Source organism: Cryobacterium sp. TMT1-19 (genome assembly GCF_004403055.1).
In the GTDB taxonomy this organism is placed as follows: domain Bacteria; phylum Actinomycetota; class Actinomycetes; order Actinomycetales; family Microbacteriaceae; genus Cryobacterium; species Cryobacterium sandaracinum.
Genome location: NZ_SOHB01000047.1, coordinates 20,697 through 40,076 on the forward strand (window position 1 = coordinate 20,697; position 19,380 = coordinate 40,076).

Consider the following 19,380-nt stretch of genomic DNA (forward strand, 5'->3'; position numbering starts at 1 on the left):
CCCCCCGGAATCCGGTCAGCGGCCAAACTGGAAGTTGCCGCCGGGGATGGCCGCGAGCAGCTCCTGGGTGTAGGCCTCGCGAGGCCTGTCGAAGACCTCGTCCGTGGACGCGGTCTCGACGATCTTGCCCTTCTGCATGACGCAGACGTTGTCGGCGACGAGCCGCACGACCGCGAGGTCGTGCGTGATGAACAGGTAGGTCAGGCCCAGTTCAGTCTGCAGCTCGGTGAGCAGGTTGAGGATCTGTCCCTGCACGAGCACGTCGAGGGCGGAGACCGCCTCGTCGAGCACGAGCACGTCCGGCTTGAGGGCCAGGGCGCGCGCCACGGCGATGCGCTGGCGCTGCCCACCGGACAGTTCGCTCGGGTACCGGTACCGGGTGGCCCAGGGCAGGGAGACCTGGTCAAGCAGCTCGCGCACGCGGGCCTGACGTTCCGCGGCGTTGCCGATCTTGTGGGCCAGCAACGGCTCCGCGATCGTGTTGCCCACGTTGTACTGCGGGTCCAGTGAGCCGTACGGGTCCTGGAAGACCGGCTGCACGCGGCGCCGGAACTTGAGCAGCGCCGCCCCCTTAAGGCCGGCGACATCCTGGCCGTCGAATTCAATCTGCCCGCTGGTGATGCTCTCCAACTGCAGGATGAGCTTGGCCACCGTCGACTTGCCCGACCCGGATTCGCCGACGAGCGCCGTGGTGGTGCCCTTCTTGATGGCGAAGGAGACGTCGTTGACGGCCAGCAGCTCGTTGTACCTCAGACCCTTGGTGCGGATGCGGTACATCTTGGAGATGTTCTGAACCTTGATGAGGTCTTTCGCCTCGGCCGCCGGCTCCCGCTCGGCGGCGCGGGCGACGAGGGTGGTGTCGAGTGATCCACCCGAGAAGATCTCAGCCCCGTCCGAATCGTCGTTCTTGGCCGACTGGATGCGACGCGACGCCAGGCTCGGAGCCGCAGCCACGAGACGCTGGGTATACGGATGCTGCGGGTTGGCGAGGATCTCCTGCGACGGCCCGGACTCGACGACCTTGCCCTTGTACATCACGACGAGCTGTTCGGCCCGCTCGGCCGCGAGGCCGAGGTCGTGGGTGATGAACAGCACCGACGTGCCGTAGTCCCGGGTGAGGGTGCCGAGGTGGTCGAGGATCTGACGCTGCACCGTGACATCGAGCGCCGAGGTGGGCTCGTCCGCGATCAGGAGCTTCGGCCGAGCGGTCAGGCCGATGCCGATCAGGACGCGCTGGCGCATGCCGCCGGAGAACTGGTGCGGGAACTGCTTGAGGCGGTCTGCGGCGTCGCTGAGGCCGGCCTCCTGCAGCACCTGGATGGTGCGCTCGTGCGCAGCCTTGCCCTGGGCCACATTGTTGGCCCTGATGGCCTCCTCGACCTGGAAACCGATGTTCCAGACGGGGTTCAGGTTGCTCATCGGGTCCTGCGGCACGTAGCCGATCAGGCGGCCGCGCACATCCTGCATCTGCTTGTCCGACAGCCCCGCGAGGTCGCGGCCCTCGAACAGGATCTGCCCGGCCGTGATCTTGCCGGTGCCGGCGAGAAGTTTGATGATGGCCTGCGCGGTCGTGGTCTTGCCCGAGCCGGACTCCCCCACGATCGCCAGTGTCTGGCCCGCGTAGAGACTCAGACTGACCCCGCGCACCGCCGGGACGAGGCCGTGCTGGGTCTGGAATCCGACCTCGAGGTCGCGGATCTGGAGCAAAGGCTCGTTAGAGGCGTCGGCGCTCTCGCTAACGGGTTCGATGACGGTCTGGCTCATCGGCGGGCCCTCGCTTCGGGGTCAAGGGCGTCGCGCACGACGTCGCCCAGCATGAGGAACGCGAGAACTGTCACGGACAGGGCCGCCGCGGGGTAGAGCAGCACCTGCGGGTTGGTGCGGAGCGAACTCTTGGCGGCGTCGATGTCGTTACCCCAGGACATGATGCCCGGCGGGAGACCGATGCCGAGGAACGACAGGGTGGCCTCGGCCACGATGAACGTGCCGAGCGAGACGGTGGCGATCACGATCACGGGGGCGATCGAGTTCGGAATGACGTGGCGCAGCAGAATCCGGAACTTGCTGACGCCCAGGGCGACGGATGCCGTGACGTAGTCCGAGTTGCGGGCCGAGAGCACGGCGCCGCGCATGATTCTCGCGATCTGCGGCCACGCGAAGAGTGACAGCACCAGCGCGATGGTGACCGGGGTGCGCTCCGGCAGCACCGACATGAGCACGATCGCGCCCAGAACGGTGGGGACGGCGAAGAAGATGTCGCCGATGCGGGAGACGATCGCGTCGAGCAGGCCGCCGTAGTAACCCGCGAGAGAGCCGACGACGATCCCCGTGAAGGTGACCAGGATCGTGGCGAGCAGGCCGACGGTGACCGAGGCCTGGGTGCCGAAGATGATCCGGGCGTAGATGTCGCAGCCCTGCCGGGTGAAGCCGAGCGGATGTCCGTCTCCCGGCCCGCCGTGGCTGTCGCCGAGGTCGCACTGGGTGGGCGAGACCTGGGCGAACAGGCTTGGGAACAGGGCGACGATGACAATCAGGAGGATCAGGGCCGAGGAGATCCAGAAGGTGGGCCGCACGCGCATGGCGTCCCAGGCATCCGCCCAGGTGCTGCGGGCCTTCTGAGATTCGTCGAGGCGGTCGACGGTTTCGACCGGGGTTTCTTCCAGCTCGGCGACGTAATGCGTCTGCGCGTTCGGGTTCTTATTTGGCATAGCGAATCCTCGGGTCCAGGGCTGCGTAGAGGAGGTCGACGAGCAGGTTGGCCAGCACGAAGATCACGACCATCACCGCGATGAACGACACCACGGTGGGTCCCTCGCCGAGCTTGATCGCCTTGTAGACGGTGCCGCCGACGCCGTTGATATTGAAGATGCCCTCGGTGACGATGGCACCGACCATCAGGGAGCCGAGGTCGACTCCGAGAAAGGTGACGACCGGGACCAGGGAGTTGCGCAGCACGTGCACGCCCACGACGCGGCGGCGGGAGAGCCCCTTGGCTGTGGCGGTGCGCACGAAGTCCGCGTTGAGGTTGTCGGAGACGCTCGCCCGCGTGAGCCGCACGATATAGGCGAAGGAGACGGAGGCCAGCACGAGGGCCGGCAGCAGGAGTTCGCTGAGGGGAGCTTCGCTGCTCACCGTCGTGCGGGCCCAGCCGAGTTGCACCGCGAATACGTACTGCAGCACGAAGCCGATCACGAACGTGGGAACGCTGATCAGCAGGAGGCTGACGACAAGGGCGCTGCTGTCGAAGAGCTTTCCCTTGCGGAGTCCCGCGACGAGGCCGACGAGGATGCCGAAGAAGGCTTCGATGGCGAGGGCGAGCAGAGCCAGGCGGGCGGTGATCGGGAAAGCCTTCGCCATCACGTCGCTCACCGGGCGACCGGAGTAGGTGGTGCCCAGGTCACCCTGGAAGAAGTTGCCGATGTAGATGAAGTACTGAACGATGAACGGCTTGTCCAGGTTGTACTGGGCGCGGATCTGCTCGATCACTCCGGGAGCCGGGGGCCGATCGCCGTACAGGGCCGCGATGGGGTCTCCGGGAAGAGAGAACACCATGAAGTAGATCAGGAGTGTCGCACCGAAAAACACCGGGATCATCTGGAGCAGGCGTTTGCCGGTATACCAGATCATCAGGTCCCCAAGCCGGAACGTATGTACATGAAATTCACAATCACTGGTTGAGTCTAGTCACGTGTGGGGTCCGGGGCTGTATGCCCCGAACCCCACACGTGTTATCTGTTTACTGCTGACGAGCTGGTTGAATGAGAGCTACTCGATCTTGGTGATGTCGGTGTACATCGGCACGGAGTCCCAGCCGAAGACGACGTTCTCGACCGACTCGGACCAGACGCCACTGACGTTGGAGTACCAGAGCGGGATCGTGGGAAGGTCGGCGAGGAGGACTTCCTGTGCTTCCTGGTACTTCGCGGTGGCGTCCTCGACGGAGGACGCGGCCGCGCCTTCCTTGAGCAGCGCGTCGAACTCTTCGCTGGTGTAGTCCTCGTAGTTCGAGCCGGCACCGGTCTGGTACAGCGGAGCGAGGAAGTTGTACAGCGACGGGTAGTCACCCTGCCAGCCGGCGCGGGTTCCACCGGTCAGCTTGTCGGCGGAACGGTCGTCGAGCGCCGCAGCGAACGTCGGGTACGGCTTGCCGATGGCTTCGATGCCCAACGTGTTCTTGATGCTGTTGGTCACCGCGTCGACCCAGGCGGCATGGCCGCCGTCGGAGTTGTAGGCGAGGTCGAACGTGCCGGTGTAGGGTGCGATCGCGTCGGCTTCGGCCCACTTGGCCTTGGCTTCTTTCGGGTTGTATTCGAGGACTTCGGCACCCTTGAGGGAATCGGAGTAACCGTCGATGACCGGCGAGGTGAAGTCGGTCGCAGGGGTGCGGGTGCCCTGGAAGATGACGTCCGTGATTTCCTTGCGGTCGATCGACATCGAGATGGCGGCGCGACGCAGCTTGCCTTCCTCACCACTCCAGTGCTCGAGGTAGTACGGCATGTTGAAGCCCTGGAAGATGGCGGCCGGCTGGTTCACGAAGCGGTCCGGGAAGTCCGACTCGTAGGACTCGAACGCGGCGTCCGGGACGGCGTCGAGCACGTCGAGGTTGCCACCCTGGACATCCGCGTACGCGGCGTCCATCGAGGCGTAGAAGACGATGTTCAGGCCACCATTGGCGGGCTTGCGCACGCCGTCGTACTCGGGGTTGGTGACGAGGTCGATTCCGACCTCGTGCTCCCAGGCGCCCTCTTTGGCCAGCATGTACGGGCCGTTGCCGATCGGGTTCTCGCCGAAGGCTTCCATGTCCTCATACGCGGCGGAGGGCAGCGGCATGAACGCCGTGTAGCCGAGGCGCAGCGGGAAGTCGGCCTCGGGCGAGGCCAGCTCGACCGTGAAGGTGGATTCGTCGACGACCTTCAGACCGGTCAGTTCGGCGTCAGCGTCGTAGCTGAAGCCGGCGATGTTGTCAAAGAAGTATGAGGCGCTCTGAGCGTTGCTGAACTTCGCTCCGAAGTTCCAGGCGTCCACGAAGGAGTCAGCCGTGACGGCCTCGCCGTCGGTGAACTCCCAGCCGTCGTTGAGCGTGACGGTCCAGTTCTGGGCGTCGTCGGACTCGATCGACTTGGCGACCTCGTTCTCGATCTCGCCTTTGGCGTTGTACGAGACGAGCCCGGCGAAGATCGAGGTGGCGATCTTGCCGCCTCCGGTCTCGGTGGTGTTCGTCGGGATCAGCGGGTTCTGCGGCTCAGATCCGTTCGTGGTGATGATCGCCGCGGTGTCACTCTCTGCCGGGGCGTCTCCGCTGGCGCAACCGGAGAGCACGAGGGCTCCCGCGGCAGCCAAGGCGATGGCAGGTATGCCCAGTCTCCTGATTTTCAATTTTCCTCCAGTGCGCAGGGAAATGCCGCGTGACCCTCGGGCGAGCAGACATCTCGGATATACCGACCTTAAAGAGTGGGCGCGGACTTCGCATAATCTATTGGGGAAACGTTACAGATGCGAAACAAACTGCGCAGGATAGTTGCGCCACAGCAGGTTCTTGCGCGCAATCCCTCCACCGAATTCAGCAACCTGCACGTTCCGGGCAGTGGGAAGATGGAGGATGATCGTGACCGCCCACGCACGCCCTCCGCTCTTGATCTTCGACGGCGACTGCGCGTTCTGCACGACCTCCGTGAACACCATGAAGCGTCTGATTCCCGGCATGCCGGCTTCCGCTCCCTACCAGTGGACCGACCTGACGTCCTATGATCTGACGACGAAGGATGCCCAGTCCCGGGTGTGGCTGGTCGTCGACGACCACCGCTTCGGCGGCGCCGCGGCCGTGGCCGCCCTGCTTCGGCACCAGCCGAATGCGCTCATGCGCTTCTTGGGCTGGCTCGGCACCGTGCCGCCGTGGTCGTGGGCGGCCGAAGTGGGCTACCGGCTCGTGGCGCGGTACCGCCACCGGCTGCCCGGGGGAACACCGGCCTGCCGGATGAAGCCGGGCGCGTGACTCCGCGCGGCAATCGAACCGGGCTCCGCTGGGAGGTGGGGATCGTCCTCGGAATGTCGCTCGGGGCATCCGCTCTCTACTCGATCATTTCGATCATCGCCCGGCTGACCGACACCCGGCCGCTCTCGGAGCAGTCGGCGACCCTGAACGGGTCGCAGTCGCCGCGGGAATGGCTCGACTTCAGCTATCAGTTCCTGGGCATCTTCTTCGCCCTGTTCGCCGTGGCCCTGGTGCTCTACCTGCTGTGGCTGCCGGGGCAGAGTCCGTTCCGGCGGCTGGGCTTCGATTTCACGGAGCCGGGGCACGACCTGCTGCGCGGCTTCGGGCTGGTGCTCGTGATCGGTATCCCCGGGCTGGGGCTCTACCTCGCCGGGCGGTCCCTCGGCTTCACCGTGGCGATCGTGCCGTCGCCGCTCGACACGTTCTGGTGGACGATCCCGATCCTGGTGCTCTCGGCACTGCGCTCGGCGCTGGTCGAGGAGCTGATCGTGGTCGGCTACCTGTTCACCCGGCTGCGCGAGCTGGGTTGGTCCACCTGGACCATCATCGTGTCCTCGGCGCTTCTGCGCGGCAGCTACCATCTATATCAGGGCATTGGGCCGTTCTTCGGCAATGCGGCCATGGGGGTGCTGTTCGGCTGGTGCTATCTGCGTTGGGGACGCACGATGCCGCTCGTGATTGCGCACTGGATCCTCGACATCGTCTCCTTCGTCGGGTACCCGCTCGCCCTCACCTGGTGGCCGGGGCTCCTCGCCCCCGCCGCCTGACCTGCCTGACCTGCCTGACCTGCCGGCCGGCGAATTCGACGGAGATTTTGCCGAGAAGGCGCGAATCGGGCCAAAACCTGGCCGGACAGGCAAAATCTCCGTCGAATTCGTTAGGGAGTGGCGGTCTACTCGAAGGCCTCGGGGGGCGGGCAGGCGCAGACGAGGTTGCGGTCACCGAAGGCGTTGTCGATGCGGCGCACCGGCGGCCAGTACTTGCCACGGATGAGACTGCGCACCGGGTAGACCGCGGTCTCACGGTCGTAGGCGTGCGTCCACTCCCCCTCGATCACCGACTGTGCGGTGTGCGGGGCATTGTGCAGCGGGTTGTCCTCGGCAGGCCAGCGGCCGGCGGCTACGGCATCCGCTTCGGCCTTGATCGCGATCATGGCCTCAACGAACCGGTCGATCTCGCCCAGGTCTTCACTCTCGGTGGGCTCGATCATGAGCGTACCGGACACCGGAAAGCTCATGGTCGGCGCGTGGAAGCCGTAGTCGACGAGTCGCTTGGCCACATCGTCGACGCTGACCCCGGTGGCCTCGGTGAGCGGGCGTAGATCGAGGATGCACTCATGTGCGACCAAGCCGTTGTCACCGGAATACAGCACCGGGTAGTGAGCCTCGAGGCGCTTGGCCACATAGTTGGCCGCGAGAACCGCGGCGCCGGTGGCCGCGTGCAGACCCTCGGCCCCCATCATGCGTACATAGGCCCAGGAGATCGGTAGAATGCTCGGGCTGCCGTACGGCGCCGCCGAGACCGGCCCGCCGGAGTGCACGACCGTGCCGCCCACCGTGCCGCCGACCGTGCCGCCACTTTCATCGACACCGCCGTCGACCGCCGCCGCATCGCCGGAGGCGAGGAGGTAGTGCTCGTCGCTCTGAGCGAGGGGATGCCCCGGCAGGAACGGAGCGAGGTGCGCCTTGGCCCCGACCGGACCGACGCCCGGCCCGCCGCCGCCGTGCGGGATGCAGAACGTCTTGTGCAGGTTCAGGTGCGACACGTCGCCGCCGAAGTCGCCGTAACGGGCGAAACCGAGCAGGGCGTTCAGGTTGGCGCCGTCGACGTAGACCTGGCCGCCGGCGTCGTGCACGGCCGTGCAGATGGCGCCGACCTCGTGCTCGTAGACGCCGTGCGTCGACGGGTAGGTGATCATCAACGCGGCGAGGTTCTCGGCGTGCTCCGCGATCTTGGCGCGCAGGTCGTCCAGGTCGACGTTGCCGAGCTCGTCGCAGGCGACGACGACGACCTTCATGCCGGCCAGCACGGCGGATGCCGCGTTGGTGCCGTGCGCGCTGGACGGGATCAGGCAAACCGTGCGCTGGGTATCCCCGGTGGAGAGGTGGTAGCCGCGGATCGCGAGGAGCCCGGCGAGTTCACCCTGGCTGCCGGCGTTGGGCTGGAGGGACACGGAGTCGTAGCCGGTGACATCCGTCAGCCAGGATTCGAGCTGCCGGATCAGTTCCAGGTAGCCCTCGATGTCGGCACGCGGCGCGAACGGGTGCAGCCCGCCGAACTCGGGCCAGCTGACGGCCTCCATCTCGGTGGCCGCGTTCAGCTTCATGGTGCAGGAGCCGAGCGGGATCATGCCGCGGTCGAGCGCGTAGTCGAAGTCGGCGAGGCGCTTGAGATAGCGCATCATGCTCGTCTCCGAGCGGTGCGTGTTGAACACCGGGTGGGTGAGGAACTCGCTGGTGCGATGAAGTTCGGGCGGAAGGCCGGCCTCGACCATGCTGAAGTCCACCAGGCCGAAGGCATCCCGCCCGCCGAACGCGCCGACGACCAGGGCGAGATCCGCGAGAGTCGTCGTCTCGTCGACGGCGATGCCGACGGTGTCCGCGTCGACCAGGTAAAGGTTGACCCCGCTGGCGGAGGCGGCCCGGGCGATCTCGGCGGCGCGGCCCGGAACGGAGGCACGGACCGTGTCGAAGAACGTCGCGGTGACAACGTCGACACCGGCGGCGAGGAGAGCGACGACGAGTTGCCCGGCGCGCTCGTGCACCTGGGCGGCGATCTTCCGCAGGCCGTCTGGCCCGTGGTAGACCGCGTACATGCCGGCCATCACGGCCAGCAGCACCTGGGCGGTGCAGATGTTCGAGGTGGCCTTGTCCCGACGGATGTGTTGCTCACGCACTTGCAGCGACAGGCGGTAGGCCGGGTGGCCGGCCGCGTCAACGCTGACGCCGACCAGGCGGCCGGGAAGCTGACGCTCGAGGCCACTGCGCACGGCCATGTAACCCGCGTGCGGACCGCCGAAGCCCATCGGCACGCCGAAGCGCTGGCTGGTGCCCACGGCCACGTCGGCGCCGAGCTCGCCGGGCGAGGTAATCAGGGTCAGGGCGAGCAGGTCGGCGGCGACGACGACGAGCGCCCCCTGCGCCTGGGCGGCGGCGATAACGCCGGCCGGGTTCCAGACCCGGCCGGATGCGCCGGGATACTGCACGAAGAGACCGAAGTACTCGCCGAGGTCCTCAGCGGACCCAGCCAGGTCGACCTCCACGAGGTCGATCCCGACGGCGGCCGCGCGATTGCCCAGCAGGGCCTTCGTCTGCGGCAGCGCGTCGGCGTCGACGAGGAAACGGGTCGACTTCGACTTCGACGCCCGACGGGTGAGGAGCATGCCCTCCACCACGGCGGTCGACTCGTCGAGCATGGACGCGTTGGCCGTGGAGAGTCCGGTCAGGTCGGCGATCATGGTCTGGAAGTTGATCAGCGCCTCAAGACGGCCCTGGGAGATTTCGGGCTGGTACGGGGTGTAGGCCGTGTACCAGCTGGGATTCTCGAACACATTGCGCTTGATCACGGCCGGGGTGACGGTGTCGTAGTAGCCGAGACCGATCATGGACCGCTTCACGGTGTTGCGGCCGGCGAGGTCCCGCAACTCCGCGATGGCCTCCCGCTCGGTGGCGGCGGGCGGCAGGGTGCTGTCACCGATGGTGCGGAACTGGTCCACCTGGATCGATTCGGGCACGGCCGCGTTGACGAGGGCGTCGACCGAGTCGTAACCGAGGATCGACAGCATGCGGGACTGCGCGTCGGCATCCGTGCCGATGTGGCGCTGAGTGAAGGGCTGTGACATGTGTGCGGAACCTGGCTTTTCGTTTTCGTTACTCGCCGATGAGGGCGGAGTAGTCGGCGTAACTGAGGAGAGGAGGCAACTCCGCGAACGTGACCTTGAGCAGCCAGCCGGCGCCGAACGGGTCGCTGTTGACGAGCTCGGGGCTCTCGACGACGGCGTCGTTGATCTCGGCGACGGTGCCCGTGACGGGGGCGAAGAGCTCGCCGACCGACTTGGTGGACTCGATCTCGCCGACGACGGTGCCGCCGGCGACATCGCTGCCGACGGCCGGCAACTCGACGAAGACGACGTCGCCGAGCTTGTCGGCGGCGTAGGCGGTGATGCCGACGGTGGCGGTGTCGCCGTCGACGAGAACCCACTCGTGCTCGGCGGTGTACTGGAGTTCAGACTGTTCGGCCATGGGGGTGTTCCTCTCGAGGGGTGGACTATTTCTGACGCTTGTAGAACGGAAGGGCGGTCACGGTTGCGGGGATGCGGGTGCCGCGCACATCGACGAAGACCTGGGTGCCGAGTCGCGCCAGGCCGGGAGCCACGTAGGCCATGGCGATCGGATGTCCGAGCGTCGGCGACAACGCCCCGCTCGTGATCACGCCGTCGGCCACGGTCGCGTCGGCACTGCGATACACCGGGTAGTCGGCGCGCCCGGCACGCTTGCCGGAAGATTCCAGTCCCACGAGTACGCGCGCCTCCGCGCTGGGACCCTCTTCGCTGGCCTCGCGGCCGATGAAATCGACCTCCTTGGCGAGGTTCACAACGCGGCCGAGCCCGGCCTGCGCCGGGTAGGTCGAGGTGCTCAGTTCGTGGCCGTAGAGCGGCATGCCGGCCTCGAGACGGAGGGTGTCGCGGCTGGCGAGCCCCGCCGGCACGAGGTGGAAAGAGGCGCCCGCCGCGCGGAGCGCGTCCCAGAGCGCCGCGGCATCCGGCACGTCGACATAGAGTTCGAAGCCGTCTTCACCGGTGTAGCCGGTGCGGGCAATGAAAACGCGGCCGGCCTGGAAGGTACCACCCAGGGCTCGGTAGTACTTCAGCGCTGACAGGTCGCCGTCGACCGTGAGGTCCGCCGTGGCCTCGAGGATGGCGCGCGAATTCGGCCCCTGCACGGCGATCAGGGCGACGTCGTCGCTCTGATCGGTGACGGTGACGTCGAAGCGGGTGGCCCGGGCCGTGAGCGCCTTGACCGCCGGGAAACGGTTGCCCGCGTTGGCGATGACGAGGTACTCGTTCTCGGCCGTGCGGTAGACGACGATGTCGTCGATGATGCCGCCGGCGCGGTTGAGGATGAGGCTGTACTTGGCCTGCAGCAGGTCGATCGTGGAGAGTTGGCCGGCGAGGGCATAGTCGAGGAACGCTCCGGCGTCCGGCCCGGCCACCAGGATCTCGGCCATGTGCGAGAGGTCGAAGATGCCCGCACTGGTGCGCACGGCGTGGTGCTCGGCGAGATCGCTCGAGTAGCGCACCGGCATCTGCCAGCCGGCGAAGTCCGTGAAACTGGCGCCGGCATCCACGTGCGCCAGGTGCAGCGGGGAGAACCGCTCCACCGTGGGGGTTGAATCGGTGTGGGCTTCAGTGTCCGAGGTCATGAGTTCTCCAGGTTGTCGCCGGCCGGGGGCCGAGCAAGAATCTCCGGGGCGCGATCGATCGATCGTACCCCTGGGAACTCCCCCTCTGTCGTCAGGCCTGAGAGCTTCACCGCAGCCGTTGGTCGGGCGCGATTTTCACCGTGGGCGAGCCGCTGTCGAGCCGCGACTACTTTTCAGAGTGGCCAGTTCGATGCGGTACGAGTACCTGAGAGATTGTCGGGGAGGATTGCTCCTTCGGTGTTCGACTGCCTGAGGGCGCCGAACTCTCCCGCATCGACCTTGATGGCCCTATATTCACTTGAGGGTGTGCGCTCCGAGCCTAGCGCGTGCGGGTCCGGCAGCGCGGTGCGGCCGCTTCCGGTGCCTCCCGGCGACACCTCCAGCGGGAACGCGTACCCTTGTCACTTCGCCCGCGATTCGTGCGGCGCACACAGAAAGGCGTTTCGTGGACATCACACTCCTCCGGCATTTCATCGCCGTCGCCGAGGAGTTGCACTTCCCACGCGCCGCGATGAACCTCAATATCTCCACCCCGAAATTGCGCTCCTCGATCGCAAAACTCGAGGCGAACCTCGGCGTCGTGCTCATCGACCGCACCACGGAGACCACCCGGCTGACCGCGGCGGGCAACCTGTTTCTCACGGATGCCCGCACCGAGCTGGCCGCCTCGGATGAGCCCTGGAAGCCGCCGCTTCCGGCGGGCGGAAAGGCCAAGGCGGCAAAGGGCAAGGGCCGCGCGCCCGAGGTGAAGGGCCAGCCGCGTCCCGGCAAGCGCCGCCAGGGCCGCTAGCCCGCACGCTCGACTTCGGACTCTAGACGCCGGCCGAGGCACGGCGCCAGGCCGAGAAGCTGGCCACCGATCCGCTATGCGGCGGCACCAGCCACGGCCACGGATGCAGCACGGCCGCGCCCTCCGCGTAGCGCGCAAAGCTGGGTACCGGCGCAAACGTGACTGCTGCGTCGAGGCCCGGAACGATCACTCGCGGGTCACCCAGGTACACGACCACCTCGCGACGCCGGGCCAGATCCTGAAGGGTTTCTACGGTGAAGATCAGTCTTTTGCTTGAGAGCCGCAGCCTGGCCAGGGCCGGCTCGTCGAAGACGAAGGCGGCCGGGAGTGCGGGATGCGCCGCAAGGGCCGGATCGGCGTCGCCCAGGGAATCCACCGTCAGCAGCACCGACCGGGGTGCGCGGCGCCGCACGACGTCGGTGGGCCCCTGCGTGTCGGACAGGTGCGGATCGTGCGTGAGGTTCGCCGGCGCATCCGTCACCGGCACTGGCGCTGCCCCCACCGGAAACTGCTCGATCGGGCAGGCCCGGGCGAGCGGACAGTCCCGGCAGAGCTGCGGCGCTCGTTTCTCAACCTGCCAGCGGGCGAAGCCGTAGGCGGAGCCGGTGCCAGCACCCACGGTCCACTGCCAGCCCAGGAGGTTGGCCGCGCGGGAGCCGTCGAGCAGGTGTCGATAGAATTCTTCCTGGCCGGCATGCCACCCCGCTCCAGACCGGACCGTGTACTGGGAGGCCAGCCACATCCGGGTCTGGTTGACCAGCCAGCCGTCGGTTTCCAGTTCCGACACGACCGACTCGATGCAGTGCATCCGGTGCGGCCAGGCCTGGGGTTCAAATTCTCCGGCCCAGGGTGCCGCAAAGCGCAGGTTTCGGTGCAGGGCCACACCCACACGCGCATAGAGATGTCGGGCGTATTCCTGCCAGAGCAACTCGTCCCGGAATTTGCGGGTATCTCGGGCAGGTCCGTCTGCGACGTGCTCCCAAGCCCGGCTAAGCGGCACCAGGGAGTGCCGAATGTACGGTGATAGCCGGGATGCCCCGCGATCGGTTTCCGGCAGCACCTGGCTGCGCCTGGCCGCATAGCCCGCGACCGAGAATGCCGCCAGGGCACGGTCGGCGCTGGTCTGGCCACCCCGGATGCTTGGGCTCGCCCGCACCTCGTCGTCGACCAGGTGGTGCAGATGGCGCCGCACCACGGCATCCGCGGTTCCGTCATTCAGGGCGATGAGCACACCTGATTTTAGACCCTGCCTGAGGGGCAGCAGAAAGCGAAACGGGCCTGGGCCGGTCACGATCAAAATGATCGCGATCGGCCCAGGCCCGTTGGCGGTGAGCAGGTGGCCGGGTAGGCCTACTTGTTCCGCACGTGCACCGGGGCGGCGATCTCCTCGGCCTCATCGACCGATAGTTCGAGGTGTGCGAACGCCGGGTCATCCGCGAACGATTTCATCCGCGCGATCCGGTAGATGATCAGACCGTAGAGGGCCTTGGCGAGGATGTCGGCGACCGAGTATCCGATCTGTTTGCCGACCCAGGCATCCGAGCCGTCGATACCAAGCATGGGCAATAGGTAGGCGATCGGGTAGACACCCCAGGTCAGCAGCAGAAGCAGACGCAGCTGGCTGATCGTGCGGCGCACACTCCGCGGCTGGCGGTCGAGGGATTTGGTCAGTTCGATGAACAGAACATAGAGGATGTATGCGAACGGGATGGTGGAGAGCAGACCGAAGATTCCGCGCACCCCGTTGTCCCCGCTGAGCTCGCCGGGGTACCCGAGGATGATCATCAGGGCCGAAGCCGGAATGAGCCGGTACAGGAGACTGGTCTGCACTTTGCGGGCCAGGGCGAGAACCGCGATCAGTTCGAGCAGCAGCAGGGGAACCGTGAGCAGCCAGTCGACGTAGCGGTAGCCCTCATTGAAGGACTCCCCGGCGACCTGCACATAGTTGCCCGCCCCGCCGATGGCCTCGGTGACGAAGGCCGCCTTGAAGGAGTCGAAAATGCGGAAGTAGTGGTAGGCGGCAATCGCACAGACGATGGCCGCGACGGTCATCGCCTGACGGTACCGGGGCAGGACCCGCTTGAGCGAGATGATGATGAAGATCGACGTGAACAGCTGTGACGCGATGACGAGCGAGAACACGTTGTAGACGGTGTCGTATTGAATCTGGGTGAGGGAATCGGGAATCACGTTGTCCTCCGAATAAGCGAGAAAGAACAGGAAAGAGCCGTGCCGTAGAGCTTTGCTGTGTTTATTGATTGATCAGTCATTTAACTGCCTAGCTGACTGCTAACTAAAAATTTAGTACGAGTTTCCTGAATCTTTGCATAGAGTATGCCCCCAGTCAAAAGGTCAATAGCGGACAGACAGATGACGGCCCCTCGGAGCACGGAGGAGCGGGTTCTCCGGCAGGGGGTCGGCCGATCCGGTACGCGCCACGTCGGCGAACACCCCTCGCATGACGGCGTGGTGCTTGAGCAGGTGGTTGCGGATGGCGCGCAGCCGCTACACGCTCGGTGATCTGGTCGACACCAGGCCGACCGCGCCCAAGCCGATGAAGATGGCCGTGCGAATCAGCAGACGCACCATGACTACCCCTTCTTGACCGCGGCCTTTGCCGCGCGCTTGGTTTCCCGCACCCGGGTCAGCGATTCGGGGTCGACAATGTCGGCGACGGACCGGAACGAGCCGTTCTCGCCATAGGGCTCGGAGGCCTCGCGCCAGCCCTCCGCGACGAGCCCCTGACGCTTGCCGAGCAGGGCAAGGAAGATCTTCGCCTTCTGCTCGCCGAATCCCGGGAGCGCTTTCAGGCGCCGCAGGATCTCGGCGCCGTCCGGGGAGTCGGCGGTCCACAGGGCGGACGCATCACCCCTCCAGTCTGAGGCGATCACACCCGCGAGGGTCTGCGTGCGAGCGGCCATCGAGCCCGGATAGCGGTGCACGGCTGGCGTGGCCCGGAACACCTCGACGAGTGCGTCGGCGTCGAAGCCGGCGATGGTCGCCGGATTGAGCGTGCCGATCCGGTCGCGGATCTTGGCCGGACCGGCGAACGCGGTCTCCATCGCGATCTGCTGGTCCAACAGCATCCCGAGGAGGAGCGCGAAAGGGTCATCGCTGAGCAGGGCGTCGGCGGCATCGTCGCCGGTGAGGTGCAGAATCATGCCCCCATTGTGCCACCGGCGGCGCGCCGGCGGGACTCCCCTAGACTCGGCGGATGTCCCGCCTCGTCGTCGTCCTCCCGCTCACGGCGCTCAGCACCGGCGACAGCTTCCCGGTGTCGGAATGGCCATTGCACATCACCGTGCTGCCCCCTTTTCACACGGATGCCGCGGCATCCGTCATCGCGGATGTCATTTCCGGCGTCGTCGCCGCCACGGCATCCGGCCGCACCGCCCTCACGGCGGTCGCGGGTGCCGACGCGCTGTTCGGCCGGCGCGAGGACGTGCCGGTGACGCTCGTCGGGGACGATCCACGCCTGACCCGGTTGCACCGCGCCCTCATCGAGGCTGTGCGGCCGTTTGCCTCCATCCCCGACGAGCCCGCGTTCACGGGTCCCGGCTTCCGGGCCCACATCACGATCAAGAACGGCGCCCGGGTGCACGAGGGCCAGCGGCTCGCTCTCACCCAGATCGCCCTCGTGGACATGGCGCCCCGATCGGCGGCGAGCGGCCGCACGGTGCTCGCCACGTTCCCGTTGCCTACTGCCGTGTGAGCGCAGTCACCCGGTCGGGTGCAGCGGGTCTGTGCGCCGAGTTCGACGACTGCGGACGAGTTCGGCGCCTCTGCCGGGCAGGTTGCCGGGTGGGAGGTGATCGCGATGCTCGGCAGCCGATTCGGCGGGCACGCGGAATACGTCTGCATCCCGCAGGATGGCGCGATCACGGCGAAGCCACGGAACATGACCTTCACGGATGCCGTGACTCTCGTCTTCGGCGGGTCCACCGCCCATGCTTTTTTCAGTCGCGCCGCGATCAAACCGGGCAGCACCGTTCTCGTGAACGGCGCATCCGGTGCCGTGGGCACGGCGGCGGTGCAGCTCGCCAAGCAGACGGGCGCGCGAGTCACCGAGGCGTGCAGGGCGCCAACCGCGAGCTGGTCACCGCGCTCGGCGCCGACCGGGTGATCGACTACACAACGGAGGATTTCCTGCTCGAGGGGCAAACCTACGACGTCACCATGGATTGCGTCGGGAACGCCCCCTTTGAACGCGCTGCGGCGTGCCTCACTCCGGGCGGGGCCCTGTTGCTCGTCGTTTCCGATCTCCGGGGGCTGCTTCTGGCCGCCTGGCACACCAGGAGGAGCGCGAGGCGGGTCGTCGCGGGCAACATCGACAGCACCGCGGATGCCCTCGCGCACCTGGTCGACCTTGCCGAGTCGGGTCGGTTCCTGGCGGTCATCGATCGGACGTACGACCTGGCCGACATCGCTCTGGCGCACCGTTTCGTCGAGGCCGGCCATTAGAAAGGCAACGTCATCCTGCGCGTCGCGGGCGGTTGAGGGGGCGGAAGGTTGAGGGGGCGGAAGCAGTCGGCTCTGGTCCGTGAGCGTCGGGGTACGCGGTTTTGAGTTCATCGAGCGTGGCCCCGATCCCGATTCTGTTGCTCGTCCGCGGAGAAGTCGAGGTGTCGGCCGAGGGATCTCCCCGTTCCCTGCAACACGATTTGCTGAAGCGGGGAGCCCCGCGCGGTGGCTAATTCAGGAGAATTGTCCGGCCCACGGCGGTATCCACATTGAAAGACCAGTCTGGGGGCATCCCCGGGCGACAGATCTCCTGATTTAGCCACACCCCGCCGTGCCGACTCCGTCGAGCGAGGCCGACCGCGAATTCTCACGCGCCGGATGCCCCGCTGAGAGCGCTGGCAGCGGAGTTCGCCGGCTGCGGTCGAGATCGCCCCACAACACCAGGGGAACTCGACCGGACCTGTCGATCTCGGCGACCGCGACCGCGGGCAAGGACGATCCACACGCCACACGCAACGCGCTGGACGTTGAAGCGGAACTCCACCGCATTACCGCACGAAATTACATTACGAGTACCAGATAACACAGCCGGCCAAGCCAAGGAAGACCATCACGACTCGCTCGAGTGCAACGAGCTTCGCCATCGCAACTGATGCCGGAACGGACAACTGCGCCCCGTGCACCGGCCACAATTGTCCGAAACGGAAACAGTTGCGGCCGGAACGCGCTACACGTTGCAGCGGAACTTCACCACGTTCCGTCACCGAAAGACATGGCCCCGCCCACGAAGGCCGCCGACACGTAATCTGTGCAACGATGTCCCGACTGCAGTCAGATCCAAGGCGACATCGGGGGAAGTATGACCGTTCACGGGGTGCCAGATAAGTTCGGCAAAGCGCTGGCAGCGCTGTTTCTGATTGCAGGTCTGTTTCTGACCGGATGTTCCGGCCCACCGGGTCCCGTCCCCGGCGGCGAAAGCCCGACGTCAACAGCAACGCCGACGGCGACAGCGACAGCAAAGGCAACGCCGGGCCTGACTGAAGCGGCGCATCCGTCAGCTCCGGCCCCTGTGACGGACCTCCTCATCACTGCAGCGTCGATCGAACTTCGAGACGCGTCCGGCACGACCCTGTCCACGTTCGATTATTTTCAACCTGCCGGCGAGTTGGTTGCCGGTCTGTCCACGGCTTTCGGAAGCGCACCGATCTCAGAGCACTTCGAGGGCGGCAGCGAGGTGCCTCCGGGAACCAATTACACCTGGGGCGATATCCTGCCTACAGGCCCTGAGTCGCCTACTCCATGGGACGGCGATTTCGTCCTCGTGGATGGCGTGCCAGGCGGGACGTCACCACATGAACCGAACACCTGGGTGAAGGTTTCCTCGTCCGCCGTGAACGGTGTTCAGATCAGCACCGTCGACGGAATCGCTGTTGGAGATGATGCCGCCGAGATCGCGGCACGACACCCCGACACCGCGCGCCCACAAGGCAGCAGATTCGACATCTTCGTTGGTCTCGTGCCGCTCCCACCCTTGGACTCCCTGTCAGAATTGACGTTTTCAGTCTGGCTCATCGCCGCCGACCCACTCGGCCCTATCACCGAATTCCGCTCGCCCTCACCGAACTGGGGCGTGTGAGGTCCTCACTCTTGGTGAAAGGACACAGTATCTCGCGGTGAGGATCCGGGAGCCAGAGACTCTGTACGAGACGTTCCGGCCACTGCGAGTGACCTCTTCTGGGGAAGCGTGAATGCACGGAGGCTATGCCTCGGAGCCTCTGAACTGACCTAAGCCGCGCGGGGAAGAAGTAGGCTCCGACCAGCCCCAACATCACAACCTGGAGGACTTTGTAATTCGCCGACCACTGGCTCTGACCGCCATTGTGGCCGCCGCTTTGCGCACCCTTGCCGCATGCAGCACCGACCAGTCCCAAAGCGATGTCACCGCATCGTCACCATCGTCACCGACACCGGTCGCGACCGCCACGGTAACACCCGCACCGGAAGCCACTCCATCGGCGACACCTGCCGCGCTGCCGGCAACCATAATCATCGGCGCCGAAGCCACCGATATCGTCACAGCCGACGTCACGGTCCTCGCATCGCTGAACTATCAGAGCGATGGGGATGCAGCTGTGGCCGTACTCAGGGGCCTTCTCGGCGAGCCGACGTCAGAATCGGTGGAAGAGTCCTCCCATTACCCAAGGGCCGAACTCACGGAATGGGACGGCTTCACGATTGGGGTGAACCGTCCTGACGCAGACTTCAATCCGCGTCCGGGCCCGTACAACCCCGCGTTTCAGGTCAGGGCATCCGGAACCATGGCCACCAACGGTGTCGCCATTGAGGATGTCAATGGCAACCAGACCGGGCAGGACTTCGAGTCAACAGCTGACGGCAAGCCTGCCGATCAAGTGCATTATGACGAAACCTTCGGGATCGACTCCGTCACCCTCGACATGCCGTCGTCATTCTCAGGCGCGATTCCGGATTACGGACTGCCAATGACCTACGGCGTGATCGGTTTCACCGGCCGGGACACCGGCATCATCGAAAAAATCCTCGCCCCCACCGACTTGTTCTCGCTAACATAGCCGCGCCCTCAAACGTCGGGACGAGCTGTGGCGAGTAGCGCTTGGTGGTAGCGGTAGTCCGGCGAGTTGGTAGCACGTTTCCGGGAACACGGTAGCGCTGGCGGGCGGTGTACTGCTCTGCTGTG

General features: G+C 66.1%; 18 protein-coding genes and 1 riboswitch. Of the genes, 8 read left to right on the top strand and 10 right to left on the bottom strand.

The genetic code is table 11. The features are described 5' to 3' along the window. Positions 1-15: 15 nt before the first annotated feature. From E3T40_RS12270 to E3T40_RS12285, 4 genes are all read right to left on the bottom strand, one after another. Positions 16-1,764: an ABC transporter ATP-binding protein gene (locus E3T40_RS12270; protein ID WP_134543811.1), complete on the bottom strand. Its 1,749-nt coding sequence runs from the start codon at positions 1,762-1,764 to the stop codon at positions 16-18. Further along, on the bottom strand, positions 1,761-2,708 hold the full coding sequence (locus tag E3T40_RS12275) for an ABC transporter permease (RefSeq protein ID WP_104195363.1): 948 nt from the start codon (positions 2,706-2,708) through the stop codon (positions 1,761-1,763). The genes E3T40_RS12270 and E3T40_RS12275 overlap by 4 nt, the downstream gene beginning before the upstream one ends. Beyond that, positions 2,698-3,627, bottom strand: coding sequence for an ABC transporter permease (locus E3T40_RS12280; RefSeq protein ID WP_104170869.1), 930 nt, complete (start codon positions 3,625-3,627; stop codon positions 2,698-2,700). Before E3T40_RS12280 ends, E3T40_RS12275 begins: the two co-directional genes overlap by 11 nt. A 138-nt stretch (positions 3,628-3,765) precedes the next feature. After that, positions 3,766-5,376, bottom strand: a complete 1,611-nt coding sequence (locus E3T40_RS12285; protein WP_104170868.1) for an ABC transporter substrate-binding protein — start codon at positions 5,374-5,376, stop codon at positions 3,766-3,768. A 229-nt stretch (positions 5,377-5,605) separates the two neighbouring features. On the opposite strand from E3T40_RS12285, the gene E3T40_RS12290 reads away from it, so the two are divergent. Next, positions 5,606-5,992 (top strand): thiol-disulfide oxidoreductase DCC family protein, encoded by a 387-nt coding sequence (locus tag E3T40_RS12290; RefSeq protein WP_241981771.1) that lies wholly within the window; start codon positions 5,606-5,608, stop codon positions 5,990-5,992. Positions 5,993-6,045: 53 nt separating this feature from the next. Continuing rightward, the gene (locus E3T40_RS12295) at positions 6,046-6,759 is read left to right on the top strand and encodes a CPBP family intramembrane glutamic endopeptidase (RefSeq protein ID WP_104195405.1); all 714 of its coding nucleotides are present in this window, start codon (positions 6,046-6,048) and stop codon (positions 6,757-6,759) included. A gap of 125 nt (positions 6,760-6,884) precedes the next feature. On the opposite strand, the gene gcvP is transcribed toward E3T40_RS12295, so the two are convergent. From gcvP to gcvT, 3 genes are read right to left on the bottom strand one after another with little or no spacing between them, the layout of a single operon-like run. Continuing rightward, positions 6,885-9,833 carry an aminomethyl-transferring glycine dehydrogenase gene (gene gcvP, locus E3T40_RS12300; RefSeq protein WP_134543816.1) on the bottom strand — a complete coding sequence of 983 codons (2,949 nt, stop codon included), beginning with the start codon at positions 9,831-9,833 and terminating at the stop codon, positions 6,885-6,887. Positions 9,834-9,861: 28 nt separating this feature from the next. Then, positions 9,862-10,233: a glycine cleavage system protein GcvH gene (gcvH, locus tag E3T40_RS12305; protein ID WP_104170865.1), complete on the bottom strand. Its 372-nt coding sequence runs from the start codon at positions 10,231-10,233 to the stop codon at positions 9,862-9,864. Positions 10,234-10,258: 25 nt separating this feature from the next. After that, a complete protein-coding gene (gene gcvT, locus E3T40_RS12310) occupies positions 10,259-11,413 on the bottom strand; it encodes a glycine cleavage system aminomethyltransferase GcvT (protein ID WP_104195366.1) in 1,155 nt (384 codons plus the stop codon). Between the two features lie 183 nt (positions 11,414-11,596). Continuing rightward, a riboswitch (glycine riboswitch) is annotated at positions 11,597-11,694 on the bottom strand. 164 nt (positions 11,695-11,858) lie between these two features. On the opposite strand from gcvT, the gene E3T40_RS12315 reads away from it, so the two are divergent. Then, positions 11,859-12,203 (top strand): LysR family transcriptional regulator, encoded by a 345-nt coding sequence (locus tag E3T40_RS12315; protein WP_104195367.1) that lies wholly within the window; start codon positions 11,859-11,861, stop codon positions 12,201-12,203. Positions 12,204-12,225: 22 nt separating this feature from the next. Here E3T40_RS12315 and E3T40_RS12320 read toward each other — a convergent pair whose 3' ends face one another. The 3 genes from E3T40_RS12320 to E3T40_RS12330 form a co-directional block, all read right to left on the bottom strand. Beyond that, positions 12,226-13,434, bottom strand: a complete 1,209-nt coding sequence (locus E3T40_RS12320) for an FAD-binding domain-containing protein (protein ID WP_198411992.1) — start codon at positions 13,432-13,434, stop codon at positions 12,226-12,228. 119 nt (positions 13,435-13,553) lie between these two features. Continuing rightward, positions 13,554-14,393: a bacteriorhodopsin gene (locus E3T40_RS12325; protein ID WP_104100872.1), complete on the bottom strand. Its 840-nt coding sequence runs from the start codon at positions 14,391-14,393 to the stop codon at positions 13,554-13,556. Positions 14,394-14,794: 401 nt separating this feature from the next. Beyond that, positions 14,795-15,364 carry an HhH-GPD-type base excision DNA repair protein gene (locus E3T40_RS12330; RefSeq protein ID WP_104100871.1) on the bottom strand — a complete coding sequence of 190 codons (570 nt, stop codon included), beginning with the start codon at positions 15,362-15,364 and terminating at the stop codon, positions 14,795-14,797. A 53-nt stretch (positions 15,365-15,417) separates the two neighbouring features. On the opposite strand from E3T40_RS12330, the gene E3T40_RS12335 reads away from it, so the two are divergent. The 5 genes from E3T40_RS12335 (at position 15,418) to E3T40_RS12350 (ending at position 19,255) form a co-directional block, all read left to right on the top strand. Then, positions 15,418-15,915, top strand: a complete 498-nt coding sequence (locus tag E3T40_RS12335; protein WP_134543819.1) for a 2'-5' RNA ligase family protein — start codon at positions 15,418-15,420, stop codon at positions 15,913-15,915. A gap of 105 nt (positions 15,916-16,020) precedes the next feature. Further along, complete coding sequence (locus E3T40_RS17400) at positions 16,021-16,326, top strand: hypothetical protein (protein WP_166786629.1); 306 nt, start codon at positions 16,021-16,023, stop codon at positions 16,324-16,326. Beyond that, positions 16,275-16,664, top strand: a complete 390-nt coding sequence (locus E3T40_RS16380) for a zinc-binding dehydrogenase (protein WP_166786630.1) — start codon at positions 16,275-16,277, stop codon at positions 16,662-16,664. Before E3T40_RS17400 ends, E3T40_RS16380 begins: the two co-directional genes overlap by 52 nt. Before the next feature lie 874 nt (positions 16,665-17,538). Further along, positions 17,539-18,300 carry a hypothetical protein gene (locus tag E3T40_RS12345; RefSeq protein WP_134543822.1) on the top strand — a complete coding sequence of 254 codons (762 nt, stop codon included), beginning with the start codon at positions 17,539-17,541 and terminating at the stop codon, positions 18,298-18,300. Between the two features lie 256 nt (positions 18,301-18,556). After that, the gene (locus E3T40_RS12350) at positions 18,557-19,255 is read left to right on the top strand and encodes a hypothetical protein (protein WP_134543824.1); all 699 of its coding nucleotides are present in this window, start codon (positions 18,557-18,559) and stop codon (positions 19,253-19,255) included. Positions 19,256-19,380 lie beyond the last annotated feature (125 nt).